Below are 26,142 nucleotides of genomic sequence, written 5' to 3' on the forward strand. Positions count from 1 at the left end.
CCAACGATTTTAACGTTCAGCACCCCATGGAGAAAATCATGTCGGATACGGAACATGTCATCATCGAATCAGGTGCGGCCCGCCAGCCTTTCAATTATGCCGTCGGTCTTCACGGAAGCCGATTCCTGCAGGAACTGAGAGACCACCGGCGGTTCATGGCCGTCAAATGTCCCCGGTGCGGGAAGGTGTACATCCCCCCACGGCGGGTGTGCGGTGCCTGCTTCGTGGAGATGGATGAATTTGTGGAGGTGGGGTCGCAGGGAACCATCGGAACATTCACCATCCTGCGCTATGCCTTCATCGACCCGGAAACCGGCGTGCAGAAACCGGTACCCTATGGCTATGGTTTTATCCGGCTGGATGGCGCCGACACCCTCTTTCAGCATTATATCGACATCCAGGATGAATCCAGGGTGAAAATCGGCGCCCGGGTGGAACCGGTCTTTGCCGATGAACGCAAAGGGACCGTCAAGGATATTCGCTGCTTTCGAATCATCGATTAGAAGCCATCATGCTCAACCCCTTCAGACGGTCCTTCATGCTGCCCGGAAAACTGGGCGCCTGCCTGGTCACCGGAACGGAGAAAATTCGTTGCGGATACGGCAACGGCGACTGCCTGCTGCTGGATTTGCGTCATGGAATCTTTGCCGTGGCCGATACTTCCGAACGATTCCCCCAGGCATCCCGGCTGCTGCTCGAAGGGCTGGCCGCAACGGTTTGCCAAAAGGGCCCGCCGGAGGATGAAAACGAATTCAACAGCCTGCTCAGCCAAGTCTGGTCCAACCAGCAATTTATCCACAAAACCACACTGAGTTGCGTAGTTCTGCTGGAAAACGGCGCCGGTCCAACGGCCATGGTCAGCAACAACGGCGATTCATCAGTAACGATCCTGGCATCCGACAGCGGTGCGGTGCGCTACAGGACAGTGGCGGACATGAATTTTGCCGGCCGCAGCACGCGGCCCAACCCGGCGGTGACCCATTCCCTGAAAGGCACCCCTACCGCCATCGTGCTGGCCACCGACGGAATAACGGATCTCGGGAAGATACCCCTAAATGGATTGTCCGATCCACCCCATCGCATAGGGGACCGGATCGCCGGCCGGCTCCACCGCGGTAAGGCCAGGAGGGAAATCGACGATATTGGTGCCGTCGCCCTCACGCCGGACATCATGAACGATGCCACGGGAGACATCATCATCATGGGGGGAACCCTGCCGGGCGTGGAAACGACCTTCGCCCAACGCAATGGCTGGAGAACGGCGGCGGATCGCTGGGCCACGACCATGGCCTGGAAACCCTACCCCGAACTGCTGGCGATGGCCGGAATACAGATCAGGCAACCCGGACGCTGCTGACCGGTCCTGCCCACCTGACCGGCAAGGCAATTGAAATCCTCGCCGCCGGATCGATACCGCCACGGGCGTCCACGCCCATCCTGGCTCAAACACGAAATACCCTCGCCTGAACGCTGCAGCCGAAAACAAACCCGTTTCCCTTAAATGCACGGACTGCATAATGGCTCAGCCGCCGCGCCATCACAAAAACAGAGCCACGGAGCCGGTGCTGAGCAGTCAACGCAAGCCTTCTGGATTTCGATTTTTTCAAGTTATTTCCACAGGTGCCGATATAATCTTCGATTTATTATACCCTGAGGAAAAAATGGAAACTGCCCACATCTACCATCGACTGCTCGATTCGTCGCTTTTGGCCAAATTTTATAAAAACAGCGCCACGGCCGAGGATCGCTTCCTGCGTCTCGTGTTCACCCTTTTTTTGCTGCCGGGCATACTTCTCCTGACCCTGTTTGGCTGTCTTAACGCCCTGAACGGCGCCACCGTGGAAAGCGGCCTCAACTTCGGCGCCGCCCTGTTTTTTTCCGGCCTGCTCTATTCCCAGCGATACGTCCAGCGCGCCGTCCACCTGTGCCGGATCAGCCTTCTGGCGCTGGCTGTGCTGTTTTACTACATATCCATGGTGGGCGGAGCATCCGGCTTCAAGGTCCTGTGGATATATCTGTTCCCCCTGGCCGTATTTTTCATACTGGGAAACCGGGAAGGACTGGCATGGTCCCTGTCCTTTTTCGCGGGGTTGGTTTTCCTGTTGTCCGATCTGAATACCCAGATCCCGGCGTACCGGTATCCCGATGATTTTCGTCTGCGCATCCACTGGGTGTACCTGACCATCGTCGTCATGATGTTCATGTACGAGAATGTACGGCGGTTTTATCAGGAAGGCCTGCATCAAAAACAGCGCCAGCTGATCGATGAGAAGCAAAAGCTGGCGGAAGCCAATGCCACCATCATGGCGACAACCCATCACATCCGCGAACGCGAGGCCACGCTCAACAGCATTTTCCGGGCTGCTCCGGCAGGCATCTGCCTGGTTAAAAACGGGGTTATCGAAAAGGTGAACGCCCAATTGTCCCGTATGCTCGGATATCGGGAAGAAGCGATGGTATCCCGGTCCATGGCAACCCTGTTTACGGATGCCGATGCACATGCCCGGTTCGAGCGAGACCTGCATCCAATGGACCACCGAAGCGGAATCGCGCGCATCGAATGCGCCTGGCAGCACAGCAGCGGCAAGGCGCTGACCGTTCTTGCCTGCGCCACGCGGGTGGATGCCTCCCGACCGGAAGACGGGATGATCATCGTTTCCCTGGATATGACGGAACGTAAAAATGCGGAACGGGAATTGCGCCGGTCCGAAGAAAAATACCGTCTGCTGGTAGACAATGCCCACGACGGCATCTTCATTGTCCAGGATGAACAGATCCGTTTTGCCAACCCCAGGGCGCAAACCTATTTTGGCTTCGACGACAATGCATCCCTCAACGCACCGCTCATCGATTTCATCCACCCCCAGGATCGTGACATGGTCATGACCCGCCACCGAAAACGGATTGCCGGTCAGGACGCCCCAAACCAGTATGCCTTCAGGATCGTCAATACCCACGCCCAAACCCTCTGGCTGGAACTGAATGCGGTCCACATCGACTGGAACGACCGGCCGGCCGTCATCTGCTTCTGCCACGACCTCACCCAGACCAAAAGCCTGGAAAACCAGCTGATGCAGGCGCAGAAAATGCAAGCCATCGGCACCCTGGCCGGCGGGATCGCCCACGACTTCAACAATATGTTGCAGGCGATTATCGGCTATACGGAGATCTCCATGAAAGCCGCACCGGACGATGAGATGCTCTGCCGTCGACTCAGCCGGGTACTGGAAGCCGGCAACCGTGCACGCGAACTCATCGGTCAGATTCTGACCTTCAGCCGACAGCAGAAAGAAGAACAGCGGCCGGTGACCATCAGTTCCATCGTCAAAGAGGTGCTGAAACTGATACGGGTTTCCACCCCATCTACCATTGTGTTCGTCGAGGCCATCGACGATGATGCCGGAACCGTAATGGCGGACCCCACCCGGATCCACCAGTTGGTAATGAACCTGTGCACCAACGCCGCCCAGGCGATGAAAGCCACCGGCGGCAAGCTGGCCGTAACCTTGAAGCCCTTCCAGGTGGACGATTCGTTGAAACGAAAAGATATCGATCTTCTGCCGGGGGCCTACGTGCAATTGAAGATCAGCGATACCGGCTGTGGTATGGACTCCCGGACAGTAGCGCGGATCTTCGAACCCTATTTCAGCACCAAGAAACGCGGAGAGGGTACCGGTCTCGGGTTGGCTGTGGTACACGGCATCGTCAAGAATCTGAACGGCTCCATCGTGGTCTATAGCGAGCCGAATGAAGGATCCACGTTCAATGTGTTCATCCCCCGTGTCGATGCCGGGACCGTTGACATGCTTTCGCAGGCCACGGCATGCCCCGGTGGTTCCGAAACCATCCTGCTGGTGGATGATGAGGAAATCGTCATGGATATCAGTCGGGAGATTCTGGAAAGCCTGGGTTATACGGTCGTTGGGCGGGTCAGCAGCATTGAGGCCTATAACGCCTTTTGCGCATCTCCTGAAAGGTTCGACGCGGTGGTGACCGATTACACCATGCCGGAGATGACAGGTGTGGCGCTGGCGAAAGCAATCAATGCGCTGCGCAGCGACATTCCCATTGTAATGTGTACGGGGTTCAGTGCAGCATTGACCGGATCGAAGCTCCAGGGTGCCGGTATAGACACCCTGCTCAACAAGCCGGTCCTGACGCATGAACTGGCCGCGGCCCTGAGATCGCTTCTGGATCGTCAGAAAGAATGGTCTTTTTAACCCTTCCTGCATTGCCGAGGAAGTCAAAAACAGAGCAACCCCTTGACAAGAATAGGAATCTCTGCAAACGTGTAAAAGTCTTAGCGTCCACCCAATCCCCCAGCGACCAGAGGAGTCAGCAACCATGAAAGTGATCGTCTATCTGCTTGGCTTCGGGCATATCGCCATCTGTTCTTTCTTGATCCTCTATACCCGGGAAACCGTCGATGCGATCAAAGGCTGGTTTCATACTTACCCACTAAAATACCTGTCAGCACTCCCGGCAGTGTTTGGGATCCTGTTCCTGATATCTGCATCTGCAACCACTCATCCCTGGGTATTCCGGATAATCGCCCTGCTTGCCCTTGGCGAAGCCGTCGTGGCCTTCACCGACCCGCAAAAAGTCTATAGCCGGCTGCTGGACTGGTATTTTGGGAACGTATCGGATCAGACGAACCGACTGTTCGGAATCATCGGCATCGTCTTTGGAACCGTAATTCTGACGTGGATATAACCGAATGGAGATCAATTCATGGCACTGACAAAAAAAGACATCGTAGATCGGATGCAGGCCGAACTCGGCTTTCTCAGGAACAAATCCGTCGAAATCACAGAATCCCTTCTTGAACTCATCAAGGCCTCCCTGGAATCCGGTGATGATGTCCTTGTTTCAGGCTTCGGAAAATTCTGCGTGAAAGAAAAAAAAGAGCGGAAAGGTCGGAATCCGGCCACCGGTGAAGATCTGATGCTGAAACCAAGGCGGGTGGTGACCTTCAAGTGGTCGGGAAAGTTGCGGGAAAAGGTGGACGGGAAATGAATACCGTACCCAATAACCGTCGATATCCCCGCCACATGGCTCTATTCAGCTCCAAATATACAGTTAAAGAAGGAACATTTCGGGATTTGATCAAAGATATTGGTGCCGGCGGTGTCTTTGTCAGCACCAGGCGGAAGATCAATCAGGGACGGCCCATTAACCTGCAATTCCCGATTTTTGCGTTCAAAAAAAGGTTCAGCCTGATGGGTAAAGTGGTGCGCTGCAATACTACGGGCTTTGCGGTGATGTTCAATGAACCCATTGACGAGAAGCTTTTCAACAAAGATGACCGGGGGCCGAAATGTGCGGAAGATTCGTTGGTTTCCGAAGACTTGAAGAATTGATTAAATACTTCCCCATCGACGTGGCCAACGTCGATGTTACGCCCAACTACAACGTCGCTCCCACCCAAGAAATCCTTGCCATGACCCGGCATGACGAACAGAACCACCTGGAGAAACTTCATTGGGGCCTGGTCCCGTTCTGGGCCAACGATGCGACCCATGGCAGCAGGATGATTAACGCACGGTCTGAAACCCTGTCAACCAAACCCAGCTTTCGCACGGCATTCAAGTGGCGAAGGTGCTTGATCCTCGCCGATGGCTTTTACGAGTGGAAGAGGGAAAAGGGACAAAATCAGCCAATGTTCCTTTCGTTGCCCGATGGTCGCCCATTCGCATTTGCAGGCCTGTGGGAAACCTGGAATGACAGGGGAAAAGAGACAACCCCCTATCGCTCCGGCACGATCCTTACCCGAGAAGCCAGTAGATCTGTCATGCCGATACACAACCGGATGCCGGTCATCCTCAAACCGGAAGCCTTCGGTCCTTGGCTCGATCGGAACAACCAGGATATCCGGTTACTCCAGGATATCATCAAGAACCGAGTCTATACCAAACTCAAAAGCGTTCCCGTGTCCAAACAGGTCAATTCGATAAAAAACAATAGACCAGGCAACATACGGCCCTTGGAACCAGGCGCCAAAGCATAGGATGGTTTATCGCAACATTGGGGTTCGGCCCCTTTTATCTCAATGCCGACGATTTGACTTGAGTTATTCGCTTACGGGCTGCATTCGCATCTGCATTGGGCAATCGCCGAAGTGCCCCTGTTCGTAAATACGGTGACGCACCGAGATTGCCGAGACGCCCGGATCGCAGGGCGAAAGAAGCGACAATAGCTGAAAACAGGTGGCCGATATGACAGGCATTATTATACGATATCTGATCTTTGTTCCTATCCTGTTGTTCTACGGGGAGCAGGTCTGACCCGTCCATAAGGGCCTCGGGAATCTAAAGGTCCTTTGCCTGATGAGTGTCGCCATGGCGATCACCCTGCCATTTCGAATTTATCTGTTTCGCCGACATTGCCGGTCATTAAGAACCTCCTCTGCCAATACCGAAAGCAGCGTCCTTTCGATTCCGCTTTACGAATTTTATTCCGATGTCGCCATTTGGGCTGTCAACACAACCATCGTGCTGAGCTATCTTGGATATAAGGCCGTCAACTTTCAAATCCATTTGGTAGACGCCCTGAAATATGGTTTCGCTGTTTTTTTTGGATTCATGGTAACGGGTCTGATTGTCGGAATGATCAGCTTTCTGGAAATGGAAAAAGAGTTGATCGAATTACTCGTCCGACAACCGATGCCCATCAAAAAACAGCCGGCTCAAGGCTCATCGATGTTTAAAAAATTCAATCTCCTGCTTATTTCGATCATTGTGATCTTGTCGGTAGTCACCGCCTATGTACTGTTTAATAACCTGGTCGCTTTAACAGAAAAGAATCGTCCATTTTCCTTGACCGATATCTACTATCTGTTCTCAAAAATGCTGGCCATCAGCATCGTTCTCCTGGGGTCCGGGGTCTCGATCGTCAATCGTATCGCCCGAAACACCAAACTGCTTTTTAATCTTCAACTCAATGTCCTCAAGAAAGTGCAGCATGGCGACTATGCCTCGCGAATTCCCATCGTGAGCAGCGATGAATTCAGCGTTATTGCCTACCAGACCAATCAAATGATCGAAGGTTTAAAGGAACGGGAATTCATTCGTGATACGTTCGGACGATATGTAACCGAGGAAGTCAGAGATCTGATTTTGTCTCGAAAAATCCCCTTAAACGGTGAAGTGAGGACCGTCACCATTTTGTTTAGCGATATTCGCAACTTTTCGACCTATTCGGAATCCAGACACCCTCGGGAGGTGATCGCTAAAATCAACGCGTACTTTGCAGAAATGACCGAAGTCATTCATAAAAACGGTGGCATTGTGCTCGAATACCTCGGTGATGGGATTGAAGCCGTATTTGGTGCCCCATCAACGGTCCAGAATCATAGTGAACGTGCCATTCAATCCGCTTTGGAAATGAGAATCAAATTAATGTCGTTAAATCAATATTGGGAAGAAAAAAACGATACCCCCTTGAAGCACGGAATCGGAATCCATACCGGAGAGGTGGTTGCAGGCATTGTCGGCCCGCCGTCGAGGCTCTCCTATAAAATGATTGGGGATACGGTCAATCTTGCCGCAAGAATACAGGAATTAACCAAAACATTTGACTCAGACATACTAATCAGCGGAAATACATATCAATCGCTGAACAATCAGTTTAATACCCGATGTTTCGGAACGGTAACCGTCAGAGGGAAGAAGATTGAAACAGATATCTATGGGGTCTTGTAGAAAAACCGTTTTATCATTCCATCTATACCCTTATCCGTCCTGACCTATGCTTGACAATATGGTATCATCACCTTTCAGAATCCTGCCATATTTTTGATGAGTTGTAGCATCAACGGAACCTGTGCAACCTTTTTCCGTGTGATAGCAAATTGAAAGTCAATAAATCCTCGAAAAAGGCCAACCACCCGATATAGTGGTCGGCCATTATTTTTGCCCATGCGGTATATAATAGCAGCTATTCCAAGTTTGAATGTTTGTGGGATCTCCCATATGTCAAAAAAAAACCGACCGTGACATAGTAAAAACCTATTCCTTGAAGCAGACCGTGGCCAAGCTGCGACGCTTGGCCAGTTGCCTGGAGCCGGACAAACCGTTTACGATCCAGGTGGCCGGCGAACGGATTCGCGCACCGCCCAAGGCGGTCTTCAATGTCGAGCACGAACGGGAAGGTCGGGAAGAAGAACTCGAGTTTCAGTCCAAATGGACCAACTGACCTCCAGCACGAATCATTGTGTGAACGCTGACCCCGGACGATTACGCATCGAGCCAACCGTCCCCATGGCATTCAAACACAACGTAGGTTGACTACCCTAATAATCGAGGGGCGATTTTGGGGCTCCCGAAATAGGGAATCGTCGACACGCCGTTATCCCAAGCAGGTTGGGACAAGAGAAGATGCGCCCCCAGATAGCAGGTCTTCATGTAGACTTTCAAACCATGTTTTTGGCAAGGCCAGAGGGAGGAATCTGTATGATCCATACCGCGACGACCGATAACGCAGTCCAAAATCATTGTCTGGAAGTCTACAATACTTTGCGGATGCCCCTCACCGCTTGATTGATGCGCATATTGTTTTCGATAAGGGCGAAACGAACAAAATCGTCACCGTATTCACCGAAGCCAAGACCCGGAGACACGGCCACCTGGGCCTCGCGGATCAGAAACTTGGAAAACTCAACGGATCCCATCTTGCGGTACTGCTCGGGGATCCTGGCCCAGACGAACATGGTGCCCTTGGGGCTTTCTATCTCCCAACCGACCCGGGACAGGCCCGATATCAGGGCGTCGCGTCGGGATTGATAGGTATCGCGAATTTCGGCCACGCAGTCCTGCGGGCCATTTAGGGCAATGATGGATGCAATCTGGATAGGCTGAAAAATACCGTAATCCAGGTAGCTCTTGATCCGTTTCAATGCGAAGATGGTTTCTGGGTTTCCCACGCAAAAGCCCACCCGCCATCCGGCCATGGAGTAGCTTTTGGACATGGAAAAAAATTCCACGCCCACATCCTTGGCTCCCTTGGCCTGAAGAAAACTGGGGGCCTGGTATCCGTCATAGGTCAGATCGGCATATGCAAAATCATGGATTACCATGATGTCGTTGGCCTTGGCGAAATCCACCACCCGCTGGAAGAAATCCAGGTCCACCACCTCGGTGGTGGGGTTGTGGGGATAGCTGAGCACCAGCACCTTGGGCCGGGGCCAGGTCTGCTTGGTGGCCTGGATCAGGTTTTCAAAAAAATCCTGATCGGGCCCTGCCGGGATTCCCCGAACGTCGCCGCCGGAGATAATGGAAGAGTAGGGATGGATGGGATAGGTGGGGTTAGGGGCAAACACCACATCGCCAGGCCGGATGGTCACCAGGATCAGGTGGGACATCCCCTCCTTCACACCGATGGTGACAATAGCCTCATTATCCGGATCGATGTCCACATCATAGCGGCGCTTGTACCAGTCGCTGATGGCCATGCGCAGCTTGGTAATGCCCATGGATGCCGAATAACGATGGTTCCGGGGATTCTGGGACGCTTCGGTGAGTTTGTCCACAATGTGCTGAGGCGTACCGATATCCGGATTGCCCATGCCCAGGTCGATGATGTCTTCTCCGGCGCGCCGAGCTTCCATCTTGATCTGGTTGACGGTGGCAAACACATAGGGTGGCAAACGGTCCAACCGGGCAAATCGGGTCATGATTCATTCCTTTTTTTTCAACTGCCTGTTAGAAAGTACCTGAATTTAGAGGATAAGTATAATAGTCGGCCGAAATTGTCAAAAAATTATTGGCGGTATCGGCAGGGGTTCGGCAGAGAAGGCCATGCGCCTTTCGCACCCTAATGGACCTGGAACCCGTTGTGCCGGTTTCCAGGGACTTTACCCCGTTGGCATCTTCTGATTGGGTTTGACTTTTCGGCGGGTTCAGATTAGCTTTACGGGTGTTTTTCAACCAGCCGAATATACGCCAGGAGTGCTTGAATGAAGAAAAAGCTGACCTACGCCGATGCCGGCGTCGACATCGACAAGGCGGACCGCCTCGTCGATACGATAAAAAAAATTGCCAGGAAAACCCGAAGAACCGGTGTCATGGGTGAGATCGGCGGATTCGGCGGTTTGTTCTCTCTGAATACCGCCAACATGGAAAACCCCGTACTGGTCAGTTCCACGGACGGGGTGGGCACCAAACTGAAGATCGCATTCCTCATGAACCGCCACGACACAGTGGGCATCGACCTGGTGGCCATGTGCGTGAACGATATTGCTGTGCAGGGTGCAAGACCCCTGTTTTTCCTGGACTACCTGGCCACGGGAAAGCTGAAGACCGGGACAGTCACCGACATTATCAAGGGCGTCGGCGAGGGTTGCATCCAGGCCAATTGCGCACTCATCGGCGGAGAAACCGCCGAAATGCCTGGTTTTTACCAAGACAACGAATACGATCTGGCCGGTTTTGCGGTAGGTATCGTAGACAACAGCAAAATCGTCGACGGCTCTGAAATCCGACCCGGCCACCAGATCGTCGGCATCGCCTCAAACGGGCTGCACAGCAATGGCTATTCGCTGGTACGCAAAATCTGCTTCGACGTGCTGGGACTGAAGGTGGACAGCCATGTTCCGGAACTGGGTGAAACCTTGGGAGAAGCGTTGATCACCCCGACCCGGATTTACTCGGAAACCATCCAGTCGCTGGTCAGGGATCTGCCCATCCAGGGGCTGGCGCACATCACCGGCGGCGGTATCATGGACAATATCATCCGGGTCATTCCCCAGGCCTGCGGCATCGCCATAAAAAAAGGCTCCTGGGACATCCCGCCCATCTTTCCGTTTTTGCAGGAAGCGGGCAATGTGGATGAAAAGGAGATGATGCGCACCTTCAATAACGGGGTCGGGCTGGTAGCGGTGGTTCCCGAAGAAAACGTTCAGGAGGTTCTCAACCGCCTGACCGGCAGCGGTGAAACAGCCTGGGCCATCGGCGAAGTGACCAAAACCCGTAAGAACGCCCGGACCCGGGTGCAGTTGGTATAAAGCCCGAGGACGGAAGCCGGAAATCGGGTTTCCGACATCAGACCGCATTTGATGGGAGTATCCATGTTAAAAAAAATCATAGCGTCCATCTCCCGTCTGTTCGAATGGATCGCCGAGGGCCAGAAAAAGCATCCGGTCTGCAATACCTGAGCACCCGGCGCGCGACGCTCCGGTTCGGAGCAATACAGGCGGAAGAAAGATCAGCGATAGCCCATCAACGACTGACATAACCGCTTAAGCCGGAACAGCCGGTCCAGATGGCCGCCGTTTCGGTTTTTTTATTGAAAGCCGGCTATCGGCAACGATGAATCGATCAGGAAAACGACCATGATTGTGCTTGGCATAGAATCATCCTGCGACGAAACGGCAGCCGCCCTAGTGCGCGACGGACACCAGGTACTCTCTTCGGTTGTTGCCTCCCAGGTGGCCGTCCACCACCCATACGGCGGCGTGGTGCCGGAATTGGCCTCCCGAAAACACATCGAAGCCATCGTTCCCGTTGTCACCGGCGCCGTTGCCAAGGCAGGCCTCACGGCAGACCAAATCGACGGCGTGGCTGTCACCCAGGGCCCCGGTCTGGTCGGGTCGCTGCTGGTCGGTTTCTCCTTTGCCAAGGGCTTTGCCTACGGACATGGAATCCCATGGATCGGCGTAGATCATCTGGAGGGACATATCAATTCCGTGTTCCTTGAACCGGAGCCGCCCCCCTTCCCCTTCGTGGCGCTGCTGGTCTCCGGGGGTCACACCAGCATCTACCATGTCACCTCCCACCGAAAGTTTCACCCCATGGGGCAGACCCGGGATGACGCGGCCGGTGAAGCCTACGACAAAGTGGCCAAGATGCTGGAATTGGGCTATCCCGGGGGGGGGGTGATCGATCGACTGGCAGCCCAGGGCGATCCGGACAAGGTTTTTTTCACCCGGCCGTTTCTCGACAAAGACCGGTTCGATTTTTCCTTCAGTGGCATCAAGTCTGCGGTCAGCCGGTATATCCAGACCCACCCGGAAACTTACCGGGATGATCAGGCCCACATCGCCGCGGGCTTTCAGGCCGCAGTGGTCGAGGTGCTGTCATACAAGATCATCCAGGCGGCAAGGGAAAAAGGCTGCCGCCATCTGGCCGTGGTGGGAGGTGTGGCGGCCAACCGGGGGCTGCGGCAAACCGTCACCCGGGATGCGGACGAAGCCGGCATGACCGTTCACATCCCGTCCATCGACCTGTGCGGCGACAACGCCGCCATGGTCGCTGCGGTAGGCTATTACCGGCTTAATGCCGGCGAACGTTCCGTCATGGAGGACGATGTCTACTCGCGGGCGAAATTCAGACCGATCAGCGGATAGAGGAAAATGTTGAATTCGTTGAACCTGTCGACCATCGGTATCTACTAAAAAAATCCTCTGTCCGGCTTCAGGCATCCGTCCCTTGTCTTCGAGCCTCGACATCCCGATCCCCTACCCTTAAAATATCGACTCCCAGGCCCCGCTCAGGTATCCCCGTTTCAACCGCAGAATCCGTTCCACCGACTGCCGTCCCCTCTGCCGGAGATCCTTGTTGTCGGTGAGGGACTTGCGAATTTTCTCGCAGGCCGTTTGGATATCCGGGCCTTTGTGGCAGATCAGGGCGATGTCAACATCGGCGCTCAGGATCTGGCTGATGGCGGTGTCGATATCGTGGCTGGGTTTAATGGCTCCCATGTCCAGGTCATCGGTCATCACGACCCCGTTGTATCCCATCTTTCGCCGCAGCAGGTCTGCCGTAATGGCCGGGCTCAGGCTGGCCGGCCACACCGGATCGATGCCGGTGTAACGGATATGCGAGAGCATAATGCCGGCTACGTTTCCCCGGATGGCGGATTCGAAAGGGATCAGATCGAAATCGGTCAGCATCTTTGGATCGATCTCAAGGTCCGGCAGGGCCAGGTGACTGTCCAGGACGGTGCGTCCGATGCCGGGAAAATGCTTGGCCACCGCCATGATCCCGCGCCGTTGGAGATGGTCGATCACCGTCATTCCCATTTTTGCGACCCAATCCGGATCACCGCCGAAGACGCGGCCGGCCATGATGCTGTTGCCCCCTTCCGGGGCGACGTCCAATACCGGCGCCATATTCATGTTGATCCCCAAAGGTTTGAGTTCCATGGCCGTTATCCGGGCAAAGTGGGCCGCGTCCTCGGGATGCCGCATGGCCGGATTTCCCGGAAACTGGGTAAAGGGCGGTTTGAGCCGGGCCACCGCCCCCCCCTCCTGATCGATGGCAATGAACAGCGGCGGCAATCCATACCTGCCGGCGCATTCCTGGCAGTCACGGCACAACTGTCGGATCTGCTCCGGGGTGTCCAGGTTGCGGGAAAAAAGAATCAGGCCTCCCACCTTCAGGGTACCAATGAGGACTTCCAAGTCATCGTTAAAGTCGGTTCCGTCGAAGCCCACCATCAGGCGCTGGCCGGCCATAAATTCATTTTCGGATGGATGCATGGTTCTCTTTTCCAGAATCCTTGGCTTCTTTAAAAAAGCCAGTAATAAACCACCCCGACCACCACCAGGCTGACTACACGCAGCCCCTGGCCGAGAAGCAGCAGCTGGAAACCCATGGCCGGTGAGAAGATTCCCATGTACCGGGGCAGCTGGTGGCGCAACGCGCGGATGGGAAAAGCCACGATGTTTCCCGCCAGCAGGGCGATCACGGTTTGCTTGATGGTCAATACACCGGCTTCCATCAGGGCACCGGCAGCAGCGAAACCGGAAGTGAATTCAGCGGCAAAGCTTAAGATAATCACCGACAGCGATTCCACCGGCAGCACGCGGGTGACCACGAAACGGGCTATCCACTGCCGGGCCGCATCAAACCCACCCATAGCGTTGATCATGAAAACCAGGGTATAGATAGGCACTACATATACGGCGATACGGACTATCCGTCCGGGCAGACGTTTTTTTATCACCTGAAAAACATCCTTTTCCGCCCGCCCCGTTTCCAGTGGTTTGTGCGTCCGGCTACCCGTATCTTGCGAGACGCTATCCGATTGGCAGAACGAGCGTCCGTATAGCATCACCAGCACAGTCCTGACCACCAGGGCGATAAAGGTAAGTAAAAAGTAAAGCGCCCCGGCCCACCCGGTAAGGGGAATGACAATAAAAAAGGTAGTCGGCAGGTGGAGGAAATAGGCCGGAATTTGGTTCATGAGGTTGCCCAAAAACAATTGCCGGCGGGTAATCCTCTCATCCTTGAAAAACTCCCACAGCATGGCGTTGGCAGCCACACCGGAAAAGAAAGATGTCGTGAAAGCAGCCGAACAGCGATCCCCCAGATTGCTGAAACGGAACAGCGGAGCCGCCACCACGGCCAGTTTCCGGGTCCACCCGGTGGCCTCGATGGTCTGCCCCACCACCAGCCCCAGGGTAATAAAAACGAGCAGGCGCCCCAGGGGCCATAGCAACCGTACAGCCAGCCGCCCGATGGTCAGCGTCTCCAGGTTCAGCCATCCCCAGCCGACGACCAGAATGGATAGAGCCGCGGAAACTGCCAGGGCCTTATAGGGCAGCCGGGACTCATTATTCTTCATGGTCGTGGTTTTTCTTGGCAAGGATCAGGGTCCAGTATCCCGGCTTGCGCTGCTTCAATGTTTTGATATCTTCAATCACTTCTTCGTTGGTCAGGCAGCAGTTGGCCACCGCCACACTGTTTTCAAGCATGTGCTTTTCTTCCAGAGCATCCGTGATATCTCCGGCGTTGCGATAGGCCTTCATAAAAACCACGTTATCCACAATTTCAGAGAACTGGCGCAGGCGTTGCCCTCCCTCCACGCCGGACAACACCAGCAGAGACTCCTCACCCTCCACCAGGGGGCGGTTCACCCGGGCGGCGGCAGCCTGATAGGCAGTAATGCCGGGAACGGTGACCACCGGCGCTCCGGGCGCCAGTGCCATCACATGCTTCAGCACATATCCGTAAGTGGCGTAGGTCAGCGAGTCTCCCAAGGTGAGAAACGCCACATCGCGGCCCCTTTCCAGTTCGTTGATGATGGTACGCGCATGAGCTTGCCAGCAGGCCTCTTTTTCGGCCTGATCCTTGGTCATGGGAAAGGGCAGCAAACGAACGTCGCTGTTTTCGGGGAGATGCGGAGCGGCAATCGTGACCGCCTGGCTGTGGGCATTTTTCGTGGAGGATGCCGCGAAGACTACATCAACCCGCTTGAGGATCTTGACTGATTTGAGGGGGATCAGATCCGGATCACCGGGCCCCACGCCGATGCCGTAAAGCGTTCCGTATGTCAACGTATTCATGGTGTCGCCTGTTCTAAAAAGGTTGTCAGACTGAAGTCGTTCAGCGCTGGTATGGGGTGCAATGGCTGCATCGCCGGTTTGAGAAAACCAGTTCCGGCCTATTGCTCCTCACCGGCCAGGACGATCAGCGCATTGACCACGGCTGCAGCCACATTGGAGCCGCCTTTGCGACCCACATTGGTAATATAGGGAACATCGCAATCCAGCAGCAGGGCTTTGGATTCGGCGGCATTGACGAACCCCACCGGCAGCCCCACCACCAGGGCTGGCCGCACCTTACCCTGGTCCATGAGCTCGATCAGCCGCAGCAGGGCCGTGGGAGCGTTGCCCACCACGCAGATGCCGCCGTCAAGATCCGGTGCGGCTATGTCTACGGCCGTCCTGGCCCTTGTCATTCCTTTCCTCTCGGCCATCTCGGCCACCCGTTCATCAGTCATATAGCAAGCGACCGTGGCGCCGAACGGCGTCAGGTCCCGCTGGCGGATACCTGCCCGCGCCATATTGGTATCGGTGATGATAGGGCATCCTTGACGAATCGCAGCCACGCCGGAGGAAATGGCCTGCGGATGCAGGCGGATCATCTCCTGCCATTCAAAATCAGCGCTGGTATGGATCACCCGGCGTACCACCGACCACTGATCGGGTGAGAAGTCGTGGACGCCGGCTTCGCTGTCGATGATCTGAAAACTCAATCGTTCGATCTCATGCGGTTTCATGAACGGTTCCTTTATCTTTTTTTATTTTCGGCAGCCCACCGGCCGCATGCGAACACGAAATGCCTGGCTGCTTGCGGGCAGCTTCCGAAATGCAGGTGTACATAACTGCCTAGGGTCTGGTGGGCCACAAAACCTTCGGCTGCCTTGTCCATACCGGCCCGGTCAGTCATCCGATAGGCCCCGGTCCCATCCACAGTTCCACCGGTGATGGTGGAATAGTGAAATTCATGTCCCCGCATGATCTGTCCGACCGGTCCCAGCACCGTTGCCTGCGTCTGAGCGATTTCCCGGTATCCCAAGGCCTTGAGCCGACCGAGCATACGGGTGGCAAAGGGCAGGCAACCGGTCATGGAAAAGGCGTTGCCCGCGGTGTCACCCATCTCCCGGCACAGGTACATGAATCCGCCACACTCGCCGTATATGGGCATATTCATCCGGCTCAAGTGCCGGATTTCCTGCCGCAACGAACGGTTATCGGCCAGGGTTCCTGCGTGCAGCTCCGGATAACCTCCGCCGAAATAAAGCCCATCCAGGCCTTCCGGCAGCCGGCTGTCCGACAGGGGTGAAAAATAAACCAGACGGGCACCATTCGCTTCCATCAACTCGAGGTTGTCCGGATAATAGAAGCAGAAGGCGGCATCCCGGGCCACGCCGATGCGCACATCAGTCAATTTCACCGCGTTTGAGGGTATAGCCGCCCTCCCCTGACAATCAATCTCCGGGAGTATCCGAATCAATTGATCGAGATTTATCTGACTCTCAATCACCCCGGCCAGACGACTGCGAGGTTCATCAGAAAGATCGTGATCCTCACGGGTTACCAGCCCCAAATGCCGCTCGGGAATGGCGATGGCCGCATCGCGCATCAGGCCGCCCAGCACCGGCATGCGCACGTGGCCGTCCATGGCCTCTTTCAGGTAACCCAGATGGCGGTCGCTGCCCAGGTGATTGAACATCACTCCGGCAAAGGACAGCGCATCATCAAAGCCTTCAAATCCCTGCACCAGGGCGGCGGCGCTGCGGGCCATGGAACGCGCGCCCACCACCAGCACCACCGGCAGGCCCAGCCATTTGGCCATCTGGGCGGTGGATCCGGCTTCGCTGCGCCCGTCGTAGCCGTCATACAGACCCATCACTCCCTCCACCACGGCGATATCGGCGTCGAGGGTGTGCCTGGCAAAGGTCTCCAGGTTGTAGGCCTTGGAGAGCATCCAGCCGTCCAGATTGCGACTGACCCGTCCGGCAACCCGGCTGTGGTGACCGGGATCGATGAAATCCGGCCCCACCTTGAAAGGCGCAACGGTGTATCCCCTGGCGGCGAGCGCAGCCATCAAACCGAGGGTAATGGTGGTTTTGCCTGACCCGCTGTGGGTACCGGCGATGACGATACCTTTAATAACAGCCTCCCTTTCGATCCTCATTAATAGGCTTCAGCCGCCCATGCCGGCAGAGGCCAGTATGTTCCGCCCCGCCGAACAATATACACCCGGATAGAGCAGACAGCCGATTCGGTAAATCCCTTTCAACAGTCCCAGGGTAGGGCGAGAAACGATCATTTCGTCCACCTGGAACACCTGCCCTGTTTTGATGGCCTTGATGGCGCCAAATCCCGGCTCAGCCATAATGGTCTCCACGGAGGTCTGGTTCATGGCACCTTGCTGGGAGAGGAAAACATCAATATCGGCGGCATGGGAGAGCAGCCGCTCCTTTCCATATACGGCAATGTTGTTGTTTGTCCGCACCGGCGCGTCGGCGGCCACATTGATGCCGCCCGCGGTTTCCAGGGCAAAAATGGCCATGGCCCGGGGCGTAAACGTTTTCATTTTGCGGTGGATGGCCTCGAAGTAGACCCGCTGGTGGTTTTCCACCTGCGCGGACAACCGTTTGAAGTCAAGCACCGCCATCTTAAAAGAACGATGCATGCCGTCGGCTTGCGCTTCTCTTCCGCTGAGCTGTCCCAACAGGCGCCAGTAATCTTCCAGCTGTTCCACGGTGGTGGGCTGCACAGACACCACCTGTATCCCGCTTTGCTTCAGACGTTCCACCAACCGAGGGTACCCGCGGTCGATCATGGGACGGATCAGCACCAGGTCCGGACGGGCAGCCAGAAACCGCTCCGGGTCGTCATGATAGGAAAAAATCGGCTTTCCCTCGGCTCCGGGCAGGTGGGCCGACTGACCATCGATGCCAAGAAGCTGGGCGGCCGCACCCATCGCCAGCAAGTTTTCCGTATGCGCACCGTAAAGGGAAATGATGCGCCCATAGGGGGCGTTTTGCCGCACGTCTTCATCCATCTGGAAATCAGCGGCAAGGCCTGCGCTCCCCCAAAACAGGCATGCGATCAACACGCTGCAAATGAAGGTTTTCCCTTTCAATGCTTCCATTCCTAAATCCATGAAATCCCCAATCAGAATCTTTTATATCGGACTTGCAGCCGTCCGGTAAAATCGTCAACCGCCACCCGGGCATGAACGTCAAATACCTCTTTCAGATTCTGCGGGGTAAACACCTCTGCCGTAGGGCCGGCAGCCACCACCCGGCCCGCTTTAACCATGACGATGTCCTGGCTGTAGGCCGATGCCAGATTCAGATCCTGAAACACGGCAATCACCGTCCGCTGTTCCATCTGGACCAGACCGGCCACATGATCCAGCAGCGTCAGGGTATGGCGGACGTCCAGGTTGGCCGTAGCTTCGTCCAGGACCAGCACCGGGGTATCCTGGGCCAGTGCCCGGGCAAAAATCACCCGCTGGCGCTCGCCCCCGCTCAGCGACGTGATAGGGCGATCTTTTAATGAAACCACATCGCAATCAGCCATGGTCCGGGCCACCCGATCCACATCTTCCGAGGAGGGCGAGCCGAATCGGGACGTATGGGGGTATCGCCCCATAAAAACCACCTCTTCGACGGTAAAGGGGAAATTGATGCCGTAATCCTGGGGCACCAGCGCGATCTGCCTGGCCAGTGCCCGTTTGCCGTATTCGTCCAGAGGCCTGTCCGCATATTGGATGTAGCCTTGATGGGGCTTGATATGCCGGCAGATCAGGTCCAGCAGTGTGGTCTTGCCGCAGCCGTTGGGGCCGATGATTCCGGTGAAACGGCTGGTAGGCAGGTCCAGGTCCAAACCCTCGAAAATGATTTTGCCCGGATGGGCGAAACCGATGCCGCAAAGTGAAAACCCCACGGTTAGAACCCCTTTCCACCGGTCTGGCGTTTGCGAAACAGGTAGCAGAAAAAGGGACCGCCGATCAGCGCCGTAAGCACGCCGATGGGTATTTCATGGGGCAGTACGGCCCGGGTTACCGTATCGGCGCACAGGAGCAGGATCGCCCCACTGAAAAGGGACAGGGGCAGCAGGCGACGGTTGTCCGGCCCGACCAGGGCACGCATCATGTGAGGAACCAGCAGCCCCACAAAACCGATGATTCCCGAAACGGACACGCAGGCCGCCGCCACCAGCGAGGCCGTAACGAGCAGGATCCATGGGACCCGGCGGGCGTCCACACCCAGCGATGCGGCCGCCCGTCGCCCCAGACACAACAGGTTCAGATCGCGGGCGTAAAAGACGAAAACCAATAGTCCGATAAAAAGAAAGGCGCTGGACAGGCCCGCATCGGTCCAGGTTTTCGAAGCAAAACTACCCATGAGCCAGAAGATGATCACCGACACCTGTTCATCGGCCACGAATTTCAGGAAGCTGATGCCGGCGGAAAGGATGGCCGCCACGATGATGCCCGAAAGGATCAGGTTGTTGGCATTGGCGCCGCCTGCAGACGAGGAGAGGTAGACGACCAGCATCAACGTGGTGGTCGCACCGATAAACGCGCACACCGGCACACTGTAGATACCTGCCGCGGTCACGTTCAGCAGCAGGGCCAGGGCGGCACCAAAGGCGGCACCGGCAGAGACCCCTAAAGTGTATGGATCTGCCAGGGGATTGAGCAGGATGCCCTGAAAAACCACGCCGCACATGGCCAGCCCGCCGCCTACGGCGGCGGCAGTGAGGATGCGCGGCAGACGAACCTCCATGACAATGACCCGGGTCAATTCGTCCACGTCGGCGATCAGTCCCGCGTTTCCCGTCAGGCTGCCGCTCACCACCCGCAGCACATCCGCCCAGGCGATCTTCATATATCCCATACCGGCCGACAGGCTGACGGTCATCAGCAATGCCAGGACCAACAAGCCGGCAATGAGAAAGCTGTGGTCCTGCAAGCGATGGGGAGAAGTATTGGACGAGACAGTAAACATGGTCGTTTTAGCTTTTATCGGATTCTTTCCCCCAGCGCCCGGTTCATAGAACGCAATGGGATGGTCTTTTTTTTACATTGGTCCTATTTCAACGCGATGCCGGCATCACTGGCCGCATCCTTGATATGGGACACGAAGATGTCCGCAAAGGCATCGTTGGATCCTAATCCTTCGAGCACCGGCATCACTTCGAAACCCGCCTGGGCGAGCACACTTTTCCAGGAGTCCGCCTCATTGCCAGCCATATCGTTCATGGCATGGTCGCCGGCGACAATCATAAAGGGCTTAAGGACCACTTTCCCCTTTTTGAAAGCATTCAGGCAGACGGACACCTGATCGACCCCCGGGAATCCCTCCACCACACCCACACAGGTGACGACATCCGGATACATCTGTTGCATCTGATGGGCGAATTCTGCATAGATGCCCGTGGACCAATGTTCATTGCCGTGGCCCATGTAGACCAGCATGGCGCCTTCCTCTCGCGCCAGACGCACGTCACCCTCCAGAAGGGTAACGGCTTTTTCCAGATCGCGATGATAATCGTAATCGGCCCCCGGCCGCCCCAGGGCCGGACGTCCCATCACCAGTCTGCCGAAAGGCTGCCACTTGGCCTTCATGGTGCGGATGCCGCTCAACGCATTGACATACTGTTCTAAATCATAGGACTGTTCCATGTAAAACATATGGGTGGGCTGGACGATGATGTCCTTATAGCCCGACTCCAGGAGGTCGCCGATGGTGGCGACGACGTTTTTCACATAAAGCACCTCTTTGGGGATGCCCTGCTCCAGCCATTTTTGCGCGTCCACCTGTCGTTTCTGCCACACCGAACGGATAATGTTGGAGGTAAAGGTTATTTTTACAGGCGTGTCGGGAAAGGCATGTTCCACCCGTTTTTTAATATTGATGATCGATCCGACAGCCTCGGGTACGGTGGTCCCGAAACTGGCCAGGACAATGGCCGCACCCTCCCGGGCAGCGGCGCCACCGCCACCGGCCCAAACCGGAAAGGGCGCCCAGTGGACAGCCAGCATATTGATCAGCACAACGAAGACAACACGCTTGAACATTATCTTTCTCCTTTCAACCCTTTATCTTTCATGACGGTCCAACCAAGGGTCCGCTGCCTGTGAGCTGAACGTGCGCTACCTGCCGGCCTACAGGCAACCGCCGGCCAAATCGAGTTCCAAAACAAAAACCCTTCAAACCTGTCCGTCGGTTTGAAGGGTTGCACCCAGTTTACTTGGCCCTCAATATGTGAATGGCCGAGAACGCTTTTCCAAGAAGAGTTCTCCGGCACCCGTGCAAGGCAGGTCTTCTGGCTTCCCTGATCCGTTGAGCGCCTTCCCACACCGGGGTCCCGGAACAGTGGCTTATGGCTCAGCAGACTCCCTTCGATCAGTTGAAAGGGACAGGGGTTACAGCGGCGGGACCGCTCCCGGTTTTCACGGGATTCCCTATTAAGCGAAACGCACCTTTACCTCCGCTTGTAGGTTAAATGCTTTGCCCTGTCAATGCCCAAAACCTTCACCATCAAAAGGCCCCTTTGCTGCAAAGCAATGCGGCATGCCCGGCCAGGGTTGCCCGTGGATCGGATTGCGTGGAGGCCGAGTTGGAAAAAGGTCATCCCGTGGTTGAAAACAGCACAATAATAATGGTATGTCTTACGGTTAGAAATTCAGTCAAACGGAAGGTACCCCTGAATGGGAATTTTAAAAAAAAATCATGTGGCCTCCGGCTCTTTCAAGGTCGGCAACACGCAGCTTCAGCTGCTTCAGGCGTTTTTAGGTACCTGCGTCGGTGTGGCCGTGTTCGATGCGAATGCCGGTGTCGGGGGACTGATCCACCTGCTGCTGCCGGAACCGGTCAGTTCCTGGAGCGTGGATCAGCCTGAAAAATATGCCACCACCAGTATGCCCTTGTTTTTGAAGCAGTTGTTCGATCAGGGCGCCACCCGTGAGAACATGCAGGCGGTTATTGCCGGCGGCGCCCTGGTGGGCCCATTGACCCCCCGGGACATGAGCCTGGATATCGGTGGCAGAACCGCGGAGAAAGCGTTGGAGGCACTGGAGGCAGAGGGCATTGCCGTGGTGCGGTCGGAAACCGGCGGTTTTTTTACCTGCTGCATTGAACTGGACATGCAGCGCTGGCAATGCCGCATCCGGCCGGCAGGATTCGACGCGGCAGATAGGAATGCCGACGAATCACCACCGGCACGTCCAGACGTCCAACAAGCCATCGAATCCATACGGCCCATTCCCCAGGTGGCCCTGAAGGTACTGCGGATCATTAAGGACGGATCTTACCCTATCGATAAATTGGCCGAAGAGGTGAAAAAAGACCAGGTCATCAGCGCCAGGACCCTTCAGTTGTGCAATTCGGCAATGTTCACTAAACGCCGCGACGTGGTATCCCTGGATCATGCGCTGGTGTTCCTCGGCCAGGAACTGTTCATCAGGCTGGTCATCTCCGCAGCCGTGCAAAGCTACTACAGCCAGAGCGGCAATGGTTATAGCCTGTGCAAGGGAGGCCTGTACCACCATGCCATCGGGACGGCCATGATCGCGGAAAAGATTGCCGGCATGACGAACAAGGCCATCCCAGGCGTCGCATACACGGCGGGGCTTCTTCACGATATCGGCAAGGTGGTGCTGGACCAGTATATCGCCGGTGTCTACCCGATGCTCTATCGCGAATTTCAGGACCGTCAGTCCGAAATCATCGAGGTGGAGACCCGGGTTCTGGGCATGGATCACACCCGTGCTGGCGAATTACTGGCAAGAAAATGGTCACTGCCCGCCCCCCTTACCGATGCGATCCGATTCCACCACCGGCCAGAGGAGAGCAGAAACAACAACCCCCTGACCACCATCGTCTATCTGGCGGATCTACTCATGTCCAGATTCCACCCGGGCCTCGAACTGGAACGCATGGGCACAGACCACCTGACCGACCAAATGGCGAAATTAGATCTGTCCCCCGGTCAGTTCTGTGATCTCGTAGACCTGATTCCGGGAAAAGTCTTCGAACCGGCCATGGAAACGACGGAAACCCCTATCGATGGATGAAACCAAACAGGCCCAGTTGAAACAGCTCCCCGGCGTTGACCGCATTCTCGAATATGGAGCGGAGGGAGGGCATTTCGACCCGATCCCCAAATCGGTATTGATTCCGGCCATCCGCGCTTCCATCGATGCCCTGCGGACCCAGATTCTAAAATCGGAAATTCCGCCGGACAGCAGTTGTTTTTCACGCAGCGTCCTAGTACGAGAGGTAAAGATGCGGGCCGGTCGTATCATGGCCCTGAAGTTGAAACGCACCGTCAACGCCACCGGCGTCGTGGTTCACACCAACCTGGGCCGCTCCCTGCTTTCCCCGGCGGTGATGGCGCACTTGACCGCCATCTCCAGTCGCTATTCCAATTTGGAATTTGACCTCGAAGCCGGGCGACGCGGCTCCCGCTACAGCGCCGTGGAAGATATCCTCTGCGAGTTGAGCGGAGCCCGCGCAGCCATGGTCGTTAACAACAATGCCGCAGCCGTTCTCTTATGCCTGGATACCCTGGCCACCGGCCGCGAAGTGATTGTTTCCCGCGGAGAACTGGTGGAAATCGGCGGGGCATTCCGAATTCCGGAGGTCATGGCCAAAAGCGGCGCCATTTTAAAAGAGGTCGGGGCTACCAACCGAACCCATCCCCGGGACTACGAGAACGCCATCGGCGAACAGACGGGTTTGCTGCTCAAGGCCCACACCAGCAACTATAGCATCGTGGGATTCACTGCCGCCGTCTCCCTGCCCGACCTGGTGTCGATCGGTAGACGCCATGGTATCCCTGTCATGGAAGACCTGGGAAGCGGCACCTTGGTGGACCTTTCCAAATACGGCCTGACCAGGGAACCCACCGTCCAGGAATCCCTGGCCGCCGGTGTGGATGTAGTCACCTTCAGCGGGGATAAGCTGCTGGGCGGCCCCCAGGCAGGTGTCATCCTGGGCGGCAAGCCGCACATCGATCGGATCAAAGCCAACCCGCTGACCCGGGCCTTGCGCATCGACAAAATGACCCTCGCCGCGCTTGAAGCCACCTTGCAGCTCTATCGCGACGAGCAGCAGGCAGTCCACCAGATCCCCACCCTGAGAATGCTCACCTTGCCGCTGACCGTCATCCAGGGACGGGCTGCAGAATTAAAATCCCGTCTTGAGCGGGTGTCCGACGCACGGCTCACGGTGGAACTGCTTGATTTTTCCTCAAAGGCCGGAGGCGGTTCGCTGCCGATGCTGGACCTGCCCAGTCGCTGCCTGGGTATTGCCGTAGACGGAATTTCCGCCAATGCCATTGAACGGTGGATGCGCAACAGCCATCCACCCATTATCGGCAGAATCGAAAATGGCCGGTTCATCATGGACCCTCGGACCCTGCAGGAAGAAGAGCTGGATATTATTGAAAAGGCATTTGCAGACATGCTGGCCGACGGCACCCAGGGAAGGTGAATGGATGGCAAGACACTCCTCGGATCTGTTTAAAAATAGAAGCACGACACAAGAATTCCTCTTTTCCCCTTCCGATGGCATCATTGATGTCGGCGATACACAAAATGCATTGACCAGCCGCGACAACGCCGCTGCCCCCCACCCCAATGCCCACTTTTCCGACATGCTGGACCGGCAGGGGTTGATTCATGCCATCGATACCCACATGGCATCCGCTTCCTCGCTGTGCGCTATCGCCGTCAGAATTGACTGGGCGGCCGGGGTAAAAGTGGACAACGCAAAAGAAACAGGCATTCCGGAAGATGGAGTGATATCCATTGCCACACTCTGCCGGGCGCATAAGGGAACCTGGGCAAGGATCGCTTCTGATCGATTCACCTGCGTGTTTCCTCATCACACGGCTGGTGACGGTCAAGTGATGGCCCGAGAGCTGTTAGACGCTTTCCCCGACGCGAAAATCCCGCCATTTACCATCGGCGTCGCCGCTTACCCAACCCTGAACTACACTCGCACTCAAATTGTCGAAAATGCGGAAAAAGCACTCGAACATGCCGGTTTTTTCGGCCCCGGCACCATTACCGTCTTCGATGCGGTGAGCCTGAACATCAGCGGGGACCGCCACTATCAGGCAGGAGACATCGCCGGTGCCATGGAAGAATACAAAAACGGATTGCTGCTCGATCCGGCAGACGTTAACCTGCATAACAGCCTGGGGGTATGCCATGGCGTATTAAAGGACTACAACCATGCCTTGTCCGCTTTTGAATATGCGATATGGCTGGCCCCGGAAGAAGTGATGCCCATCTACAACAAAGGCTATATCCTTCTGCTCACAGGAAAACGGAAAGAGGCGCTGACATGCTTCATAGAAGCCGATGCCTGCGAGCCCAACGTTTTCGAAGTGATCTTTCACATCGGTCAGACATATATTGAAATGGGTGCAACCGATAAAGCCAGACCTTACCTGGAGGCCGCCACCCTTGCCAACAGCCGATCCGGCCCTGCATTTAAAAGCCTCGGGGCCTGTCTGGACAAACTGGGGTTGACCAAAGAAGCCATCCAGGCATACAAAAGCGCTGTAAAAATTAACCCGGGCGATGCGGAATCGCTCTCGCTTCTGGGTCGGCTCTATACCGAGCGGCGGGAAAGCCTGGATGTGGCTTCGGTGCTGTGCGAACAAAGTGTCCGACTATCCCCGGACAACGGGCTATTCAGGCACCGTCTGGGCCACATTTATTTGAACCAGGGAAGGTTGGACCATGCGCTGGCCGAGTTTGAACTGGCCGCAGCCTTAGGCCATGAGAGCCAGCCGCAGATCGAAGAGACCCAGGACCGCATGATGGCATCCAAGGCCTCCTGAGAGGATCGTCGAAACACCGCCTCTGCGGAATGCCTGATGAT

The 26,142-nt window shown here is 55.9% G+C and carries 24 protein-coding genes and 1 riboswitch; of the genes, 14 read left to right on the top strand and 10 right to left on the bottom strand.

Annotation, left to right across the window (positions count from 1 at the left end; all coding sequences use genetic code 11):
* Positions 1 to 38 precede the first annotated feature (38 nt).
* From ACHZBS_RS01395 to ACHZBS_RS01435, 9 genes are all read left to right on the top strand, one after another.
* Positions 39 to 503 (top strand): Zn-ribbon domain-containing OB-fold protein, encoded by a 465-nt coding sequence (locus tag ACHZBS_RS01395; RefSeq protein ID WP_319404750.1) that lies wholly within the window; start codon positions 39 to 41, stop codon positions 501 to 503.
* An 8-nt stretch (positions 504 to 511) separates the two neighbouring features.
* Positions 512 to 1,357, top strand: coding sequence for a hypothetical protein (locus tag ACHZBS_RS01400; RefSeq protein ID WP_319404751.1), 846 nt, complete (start codon positions 512 to 514; stop codon positions 1,355 to 1,357).
* A gap of 304 nt (positions 1,358 to 1,661) precedes the next feature.
* A complete protein-coding gene (locus ACHZBS_RS01405; RefSeq protein WP_319404752.1) occupies positions 1,662 to 4,220 on the top strand; it encodes a PAS domain S-box protein in 2,559 nt (852 codons plus the stop codon).
* Positions 4,221 to 4,344: 124 nt separating this feature from the next.
* Entirely contained in the window at positions 4,345 to 4,713 is a 369-nt protein-coding gene (locus ACHZBS_RS01410) for a hypothetical protein (protein WP_319404753.1), read from the top strand.
* A gap of 18 nt (positions 4,714 to 4,731) precedes the next feature.
* Positions 4,732 to 5,016, top strand: a complete 285-nt coding sequence (locus tag ACHZBS_RS01415) for an integration host factor subunit alpha (RefSeq protein ID WP_319404754.1) — start codon at positions 4,732 to 4,734, stop codon at positions 5,014 to 5,016.
* Positions 5,013 to 5,360, top strand: coding sequence for a PilZ domain-containing protein (locus ACHZBS_RS01420; protein WP_319404755.1), 348 nt, complete (start codon positions 5,013 to 5,015; stop codon positions 5,358 to 5,360). Before ACHZBS_RS01415 ends, ACHZBS_RS01420 begins: the two co-directional genes overlap by 4 nt.
* Positions 5,357 to 6,007 (top strand): SOS response-associated peptidase, encoded by a 651-nt coding sequence (locus ACHZBS_RS01425; RefSeq protein ID WP_319404756.1) that lies wholly within the window; start codon positions 5,357 to 5,359, stop codon positions 6,005 to 6,007. Before ACHZBS_RS01420 ends, ACHZBS_RS01425 begins: the two co-directional genes overlap by 4 nt.
* Positions 6,008 to 6,338: 331 nt before the next feature.
* Positions 6,339 to 7,700, top strand: coding sequence for an adenylate/guanylate cyclase domain-containing protein (locus ACHZBS_RS01430; protein ID WP_319404757.1), 1,362 nt, complete (start codon positions 6,339 to 6,341; stop codon positions 7,698 to 7,700).
* A gap of 250 nt (positions 7,701 to 7,950) precedes the next feature.
* Complete coding sequence (locus ACHZBS_RS01435) at positions 7,951 to 8,193, top strand: amphi-Trp domain-containing protein (protein WP_319404758.1); 243 nt, start codon at positions 7,951 to 7,953, stop codon at positions 8,191 to 8,193.
* A gap of 310 nt (positions 8,194 to 8,503) precedes the next feature.
* Here ACHZBS_RS01435 and ACHZBS_RS01440 read toward each other — a convergent pair whose 3' ends face one another.
* The gene (locus ACHZBS_RS01440) at positions 8,504 to 9,670 is read right to left on the bottom strand and encodes an aminotransferase class I/II-fold pyridoxal phosphate-dependent enzyme (protein ID WP_319404759.1); all 1,167 of its coding nucleotides are present in this window, start codon (positions 9,668 to 9,670) and stop codon (positions 8,504 to 8,506) included.
* 282 nt (positions 9,671 to 9,952) lie between these two features.
* Between ACHZBS_RS01440 and purM the strand changes: the two genes are divergently transcribed.
* Positions 9,953 to 10,999 (top strand): phosphoribosylformylglycinamidine cyclo-ligase, encoded by a 1,047-nt coding sequence (gene purM, locus ACHZBS_RS01445; RefSeq protein WP_319404760.1) that lies wholly within the window; start codon positions 9,953 to 9,955, stop codon positions 10,997 to 10,999.
* Positions 11,000 to 11,326: 327 nt separating this feature from the next.
* Positions 11,327 to 12,340: a tRNA (adenosine(37)-N6)-threonylcarbamoyltransferase complex transferase subunit TsaD gene (gene tsaD / locus ACHZBS_RS01450; protein WP_319404761.1), complete on the top strand. Its 1,014-nt coding sequence runs from the start codon at positions 11,327 to 11,329 to the stop codon at positions 12,338 to 12,340.
* Positions 12,341 to 12,457: 117 nt separating this feature from the next.
* Here tsaD and ACHZBS_RS01455 read toward each other — a convergent pair whose 3' ends face one another.
* From ACHZBS_RS01455 to ACHZBS_RS01495, 9 genes are all read right to left on the bottom strand, one after another.
* Entirely contained in the window at positions 12,458 to 13,474 is a 1,017-nt protein-coding gene (locus ACHZBS_RS01455; RefSeq protein WP_319404762.1) for a glycoside hydrolase family 3 N-terminal domain-containing protein, read from the bottom strand.
* A gap of 29 nt (positions 13,475 to 13,503) precedes the next feature.
* Positions 13,504 to 14,562, bottom strand: a complete 1,059-nt coding sequence (locus ACHZBS_RS01460) for a nucleoside recognition protein (protein WP_319404763.1) — start codon at positions 14,560 to 14,562, stop codon at positions 13,504 to 13,506.
* Entirely contained in the window at positions 14,552 to 15,283 is a 732-nt protein-coding gene (gene cobI / locus ACHZBS_RS01465; protein ID WP_319404764.1) for a precorrin-2 C(20)-methyltransferase, read from the bottom strand. Before cobI ends, ACHZBS_RS01460 begins: the two co-directional genes overlap by 11 nt.
* A 98-nt stretch (positions 15,284 to 15,381) precedes the next feature.
* The gene (locus tag ACHZBS_RS01470) at positions 15,382 to 15,999 is read right to left on the bottom strand and encodes a precorrin-8X methylmutase (protein ID WP_319404765.1); all 618 of its coding nucleotides are present in this window, start codon (positions 15,997 to 15,999) and stop codon (positions 15,382 to 15,384) included.
* Between the two features lie 11 nt (positions 16,000 to 16,010).
* Positions 16,011 to 17,420 (bottom strand): cobyrinate a,c-diamide synthase, encoded by a 1,410-nt coding sequence (locus tag ACHZBS_RS01475; RefSeq protein WP_319404766.1) that lies wholly within the window; start codon positions 17,418 to 17,420, stop codon positions 16,011 to 16,013.
* Between the two features lie 9 nt (positions 17,421 to 17,429).
* Positions 17,430 to 18,395: an ABC transporter substrate-binding protein gene (locus ACHZBS_RS01480; RefSeq protein WP_394707958.1), complete on the bottom strand. Its 966-nt coding sequence runs from the start codon at positions 18,393 to 18,395 to the stop codon at positions 17,430 to 17,432.
* A gap of 11 nt (positions 18,396 to 18,406) precedes the next feature.
* Positions 18,407 to 19,183: an ABC transporter ATP-binding protein gene (locus ACHZBS_RS01485; protein ID WP_319404768.1), complete on the bottom strand. Its 777-nt coding sequence runs from the start codon at positions 19,181 to 19,183 to the stop codon at positions 18,407 to 18,409.
* A gap of 2 nt (positions 19,184 to 19,185) precedes the next feature.
* Positions 19,186 to 20,250: an iron ABC transporter permease gene (locus tag ACHZBS_RS01490; protein WP_319404769.1), complete on the bottom strand. Its 1,065-nt coding sequence runs from the start codon at positions 20,248 to 20,250 to the stop codon at positions 19,186 to 19,188.
* 83 nt (positions 20,251 to 20,333) lie between these two features.
* Positions 20,334 to 21,323, bottom strand: a complete 990-nt coding sequence (locus ACHZBS_RS01495; protein ID WP_319404770.1) for a sirohydrochlorin cobaltochelatase — start codon at positions 21,321 to 21,323, stop codon at positions 20,334 to 20,336.
* Between the two features lie 220 nt (positions 21,324 to 21,543).
* Positions 21,544 to 21,747, bottom strand: a riboswitch (cobalamin riboswitch).
* A 209-nt stretch (positions 21,748 to 21,956) separates the two neighbouring features.
* On the opposite strand from ACHZBS_RS01495, the gene ACHZBS_RS01500 reads away from it, so the two are divergent.
* Genes ACHZBS_RS01500 through ACHZBS_RS01510 form a run of 3 tightly spaced genes read left to right on the top strand, consistent with a single transcriptional unit; the run spans position 21,957 to position 26,101 of the window.
* Entirely contained in the window at positions 21,957 to 23,321 is a 1,365-nt protein-coding gene (locus tag ACHZBS_RS01500) for an HDOD domain-containing protein (protein ID WP_319404771.1), read from the top strand.
* Complete coding sequence (selA, locus tag ACHZBS_RS01505; protein WP_319404772.1) at positions 23,314 to 24,741, top strand: L-seryl-tRNA(Sec) selenium transferase; 1,428 nt, start codon at positions 23,314 to 23,316, stop codon at positions 24,739 to 24,741. Before ACHZBS_RS01500 ends, selA begins: the two co-directional genes overlap by 8 nt.
* A gap of 4 nt (positions 24,742 to 24,745) precedes the next feature.
* Positions 24,746 to 26,101: a tetratricopeptide repeat protein gene (locus ACHZBS_RS01510; RefSeq protein ID WP_319404773.1), complete on the top strand. Its 1,356-nt coding sequence runs from the start codon at positions 24,746 to 24,748 to the stop codon at positions 26,099 to 26,101.
* Positions 26,102 to 26,142: the final 41 nt, after the last annotated feature.

It is taken from the genome of uncultured Desulfosarcina sp. (assembly GCF_963664155.2).
Taxonomy (GTDB): Bacteria; Desulfobacterota; Desulfobacteria; order Desulfobacterales; family Desulfosarcinaceae; genus Desulfosarcina.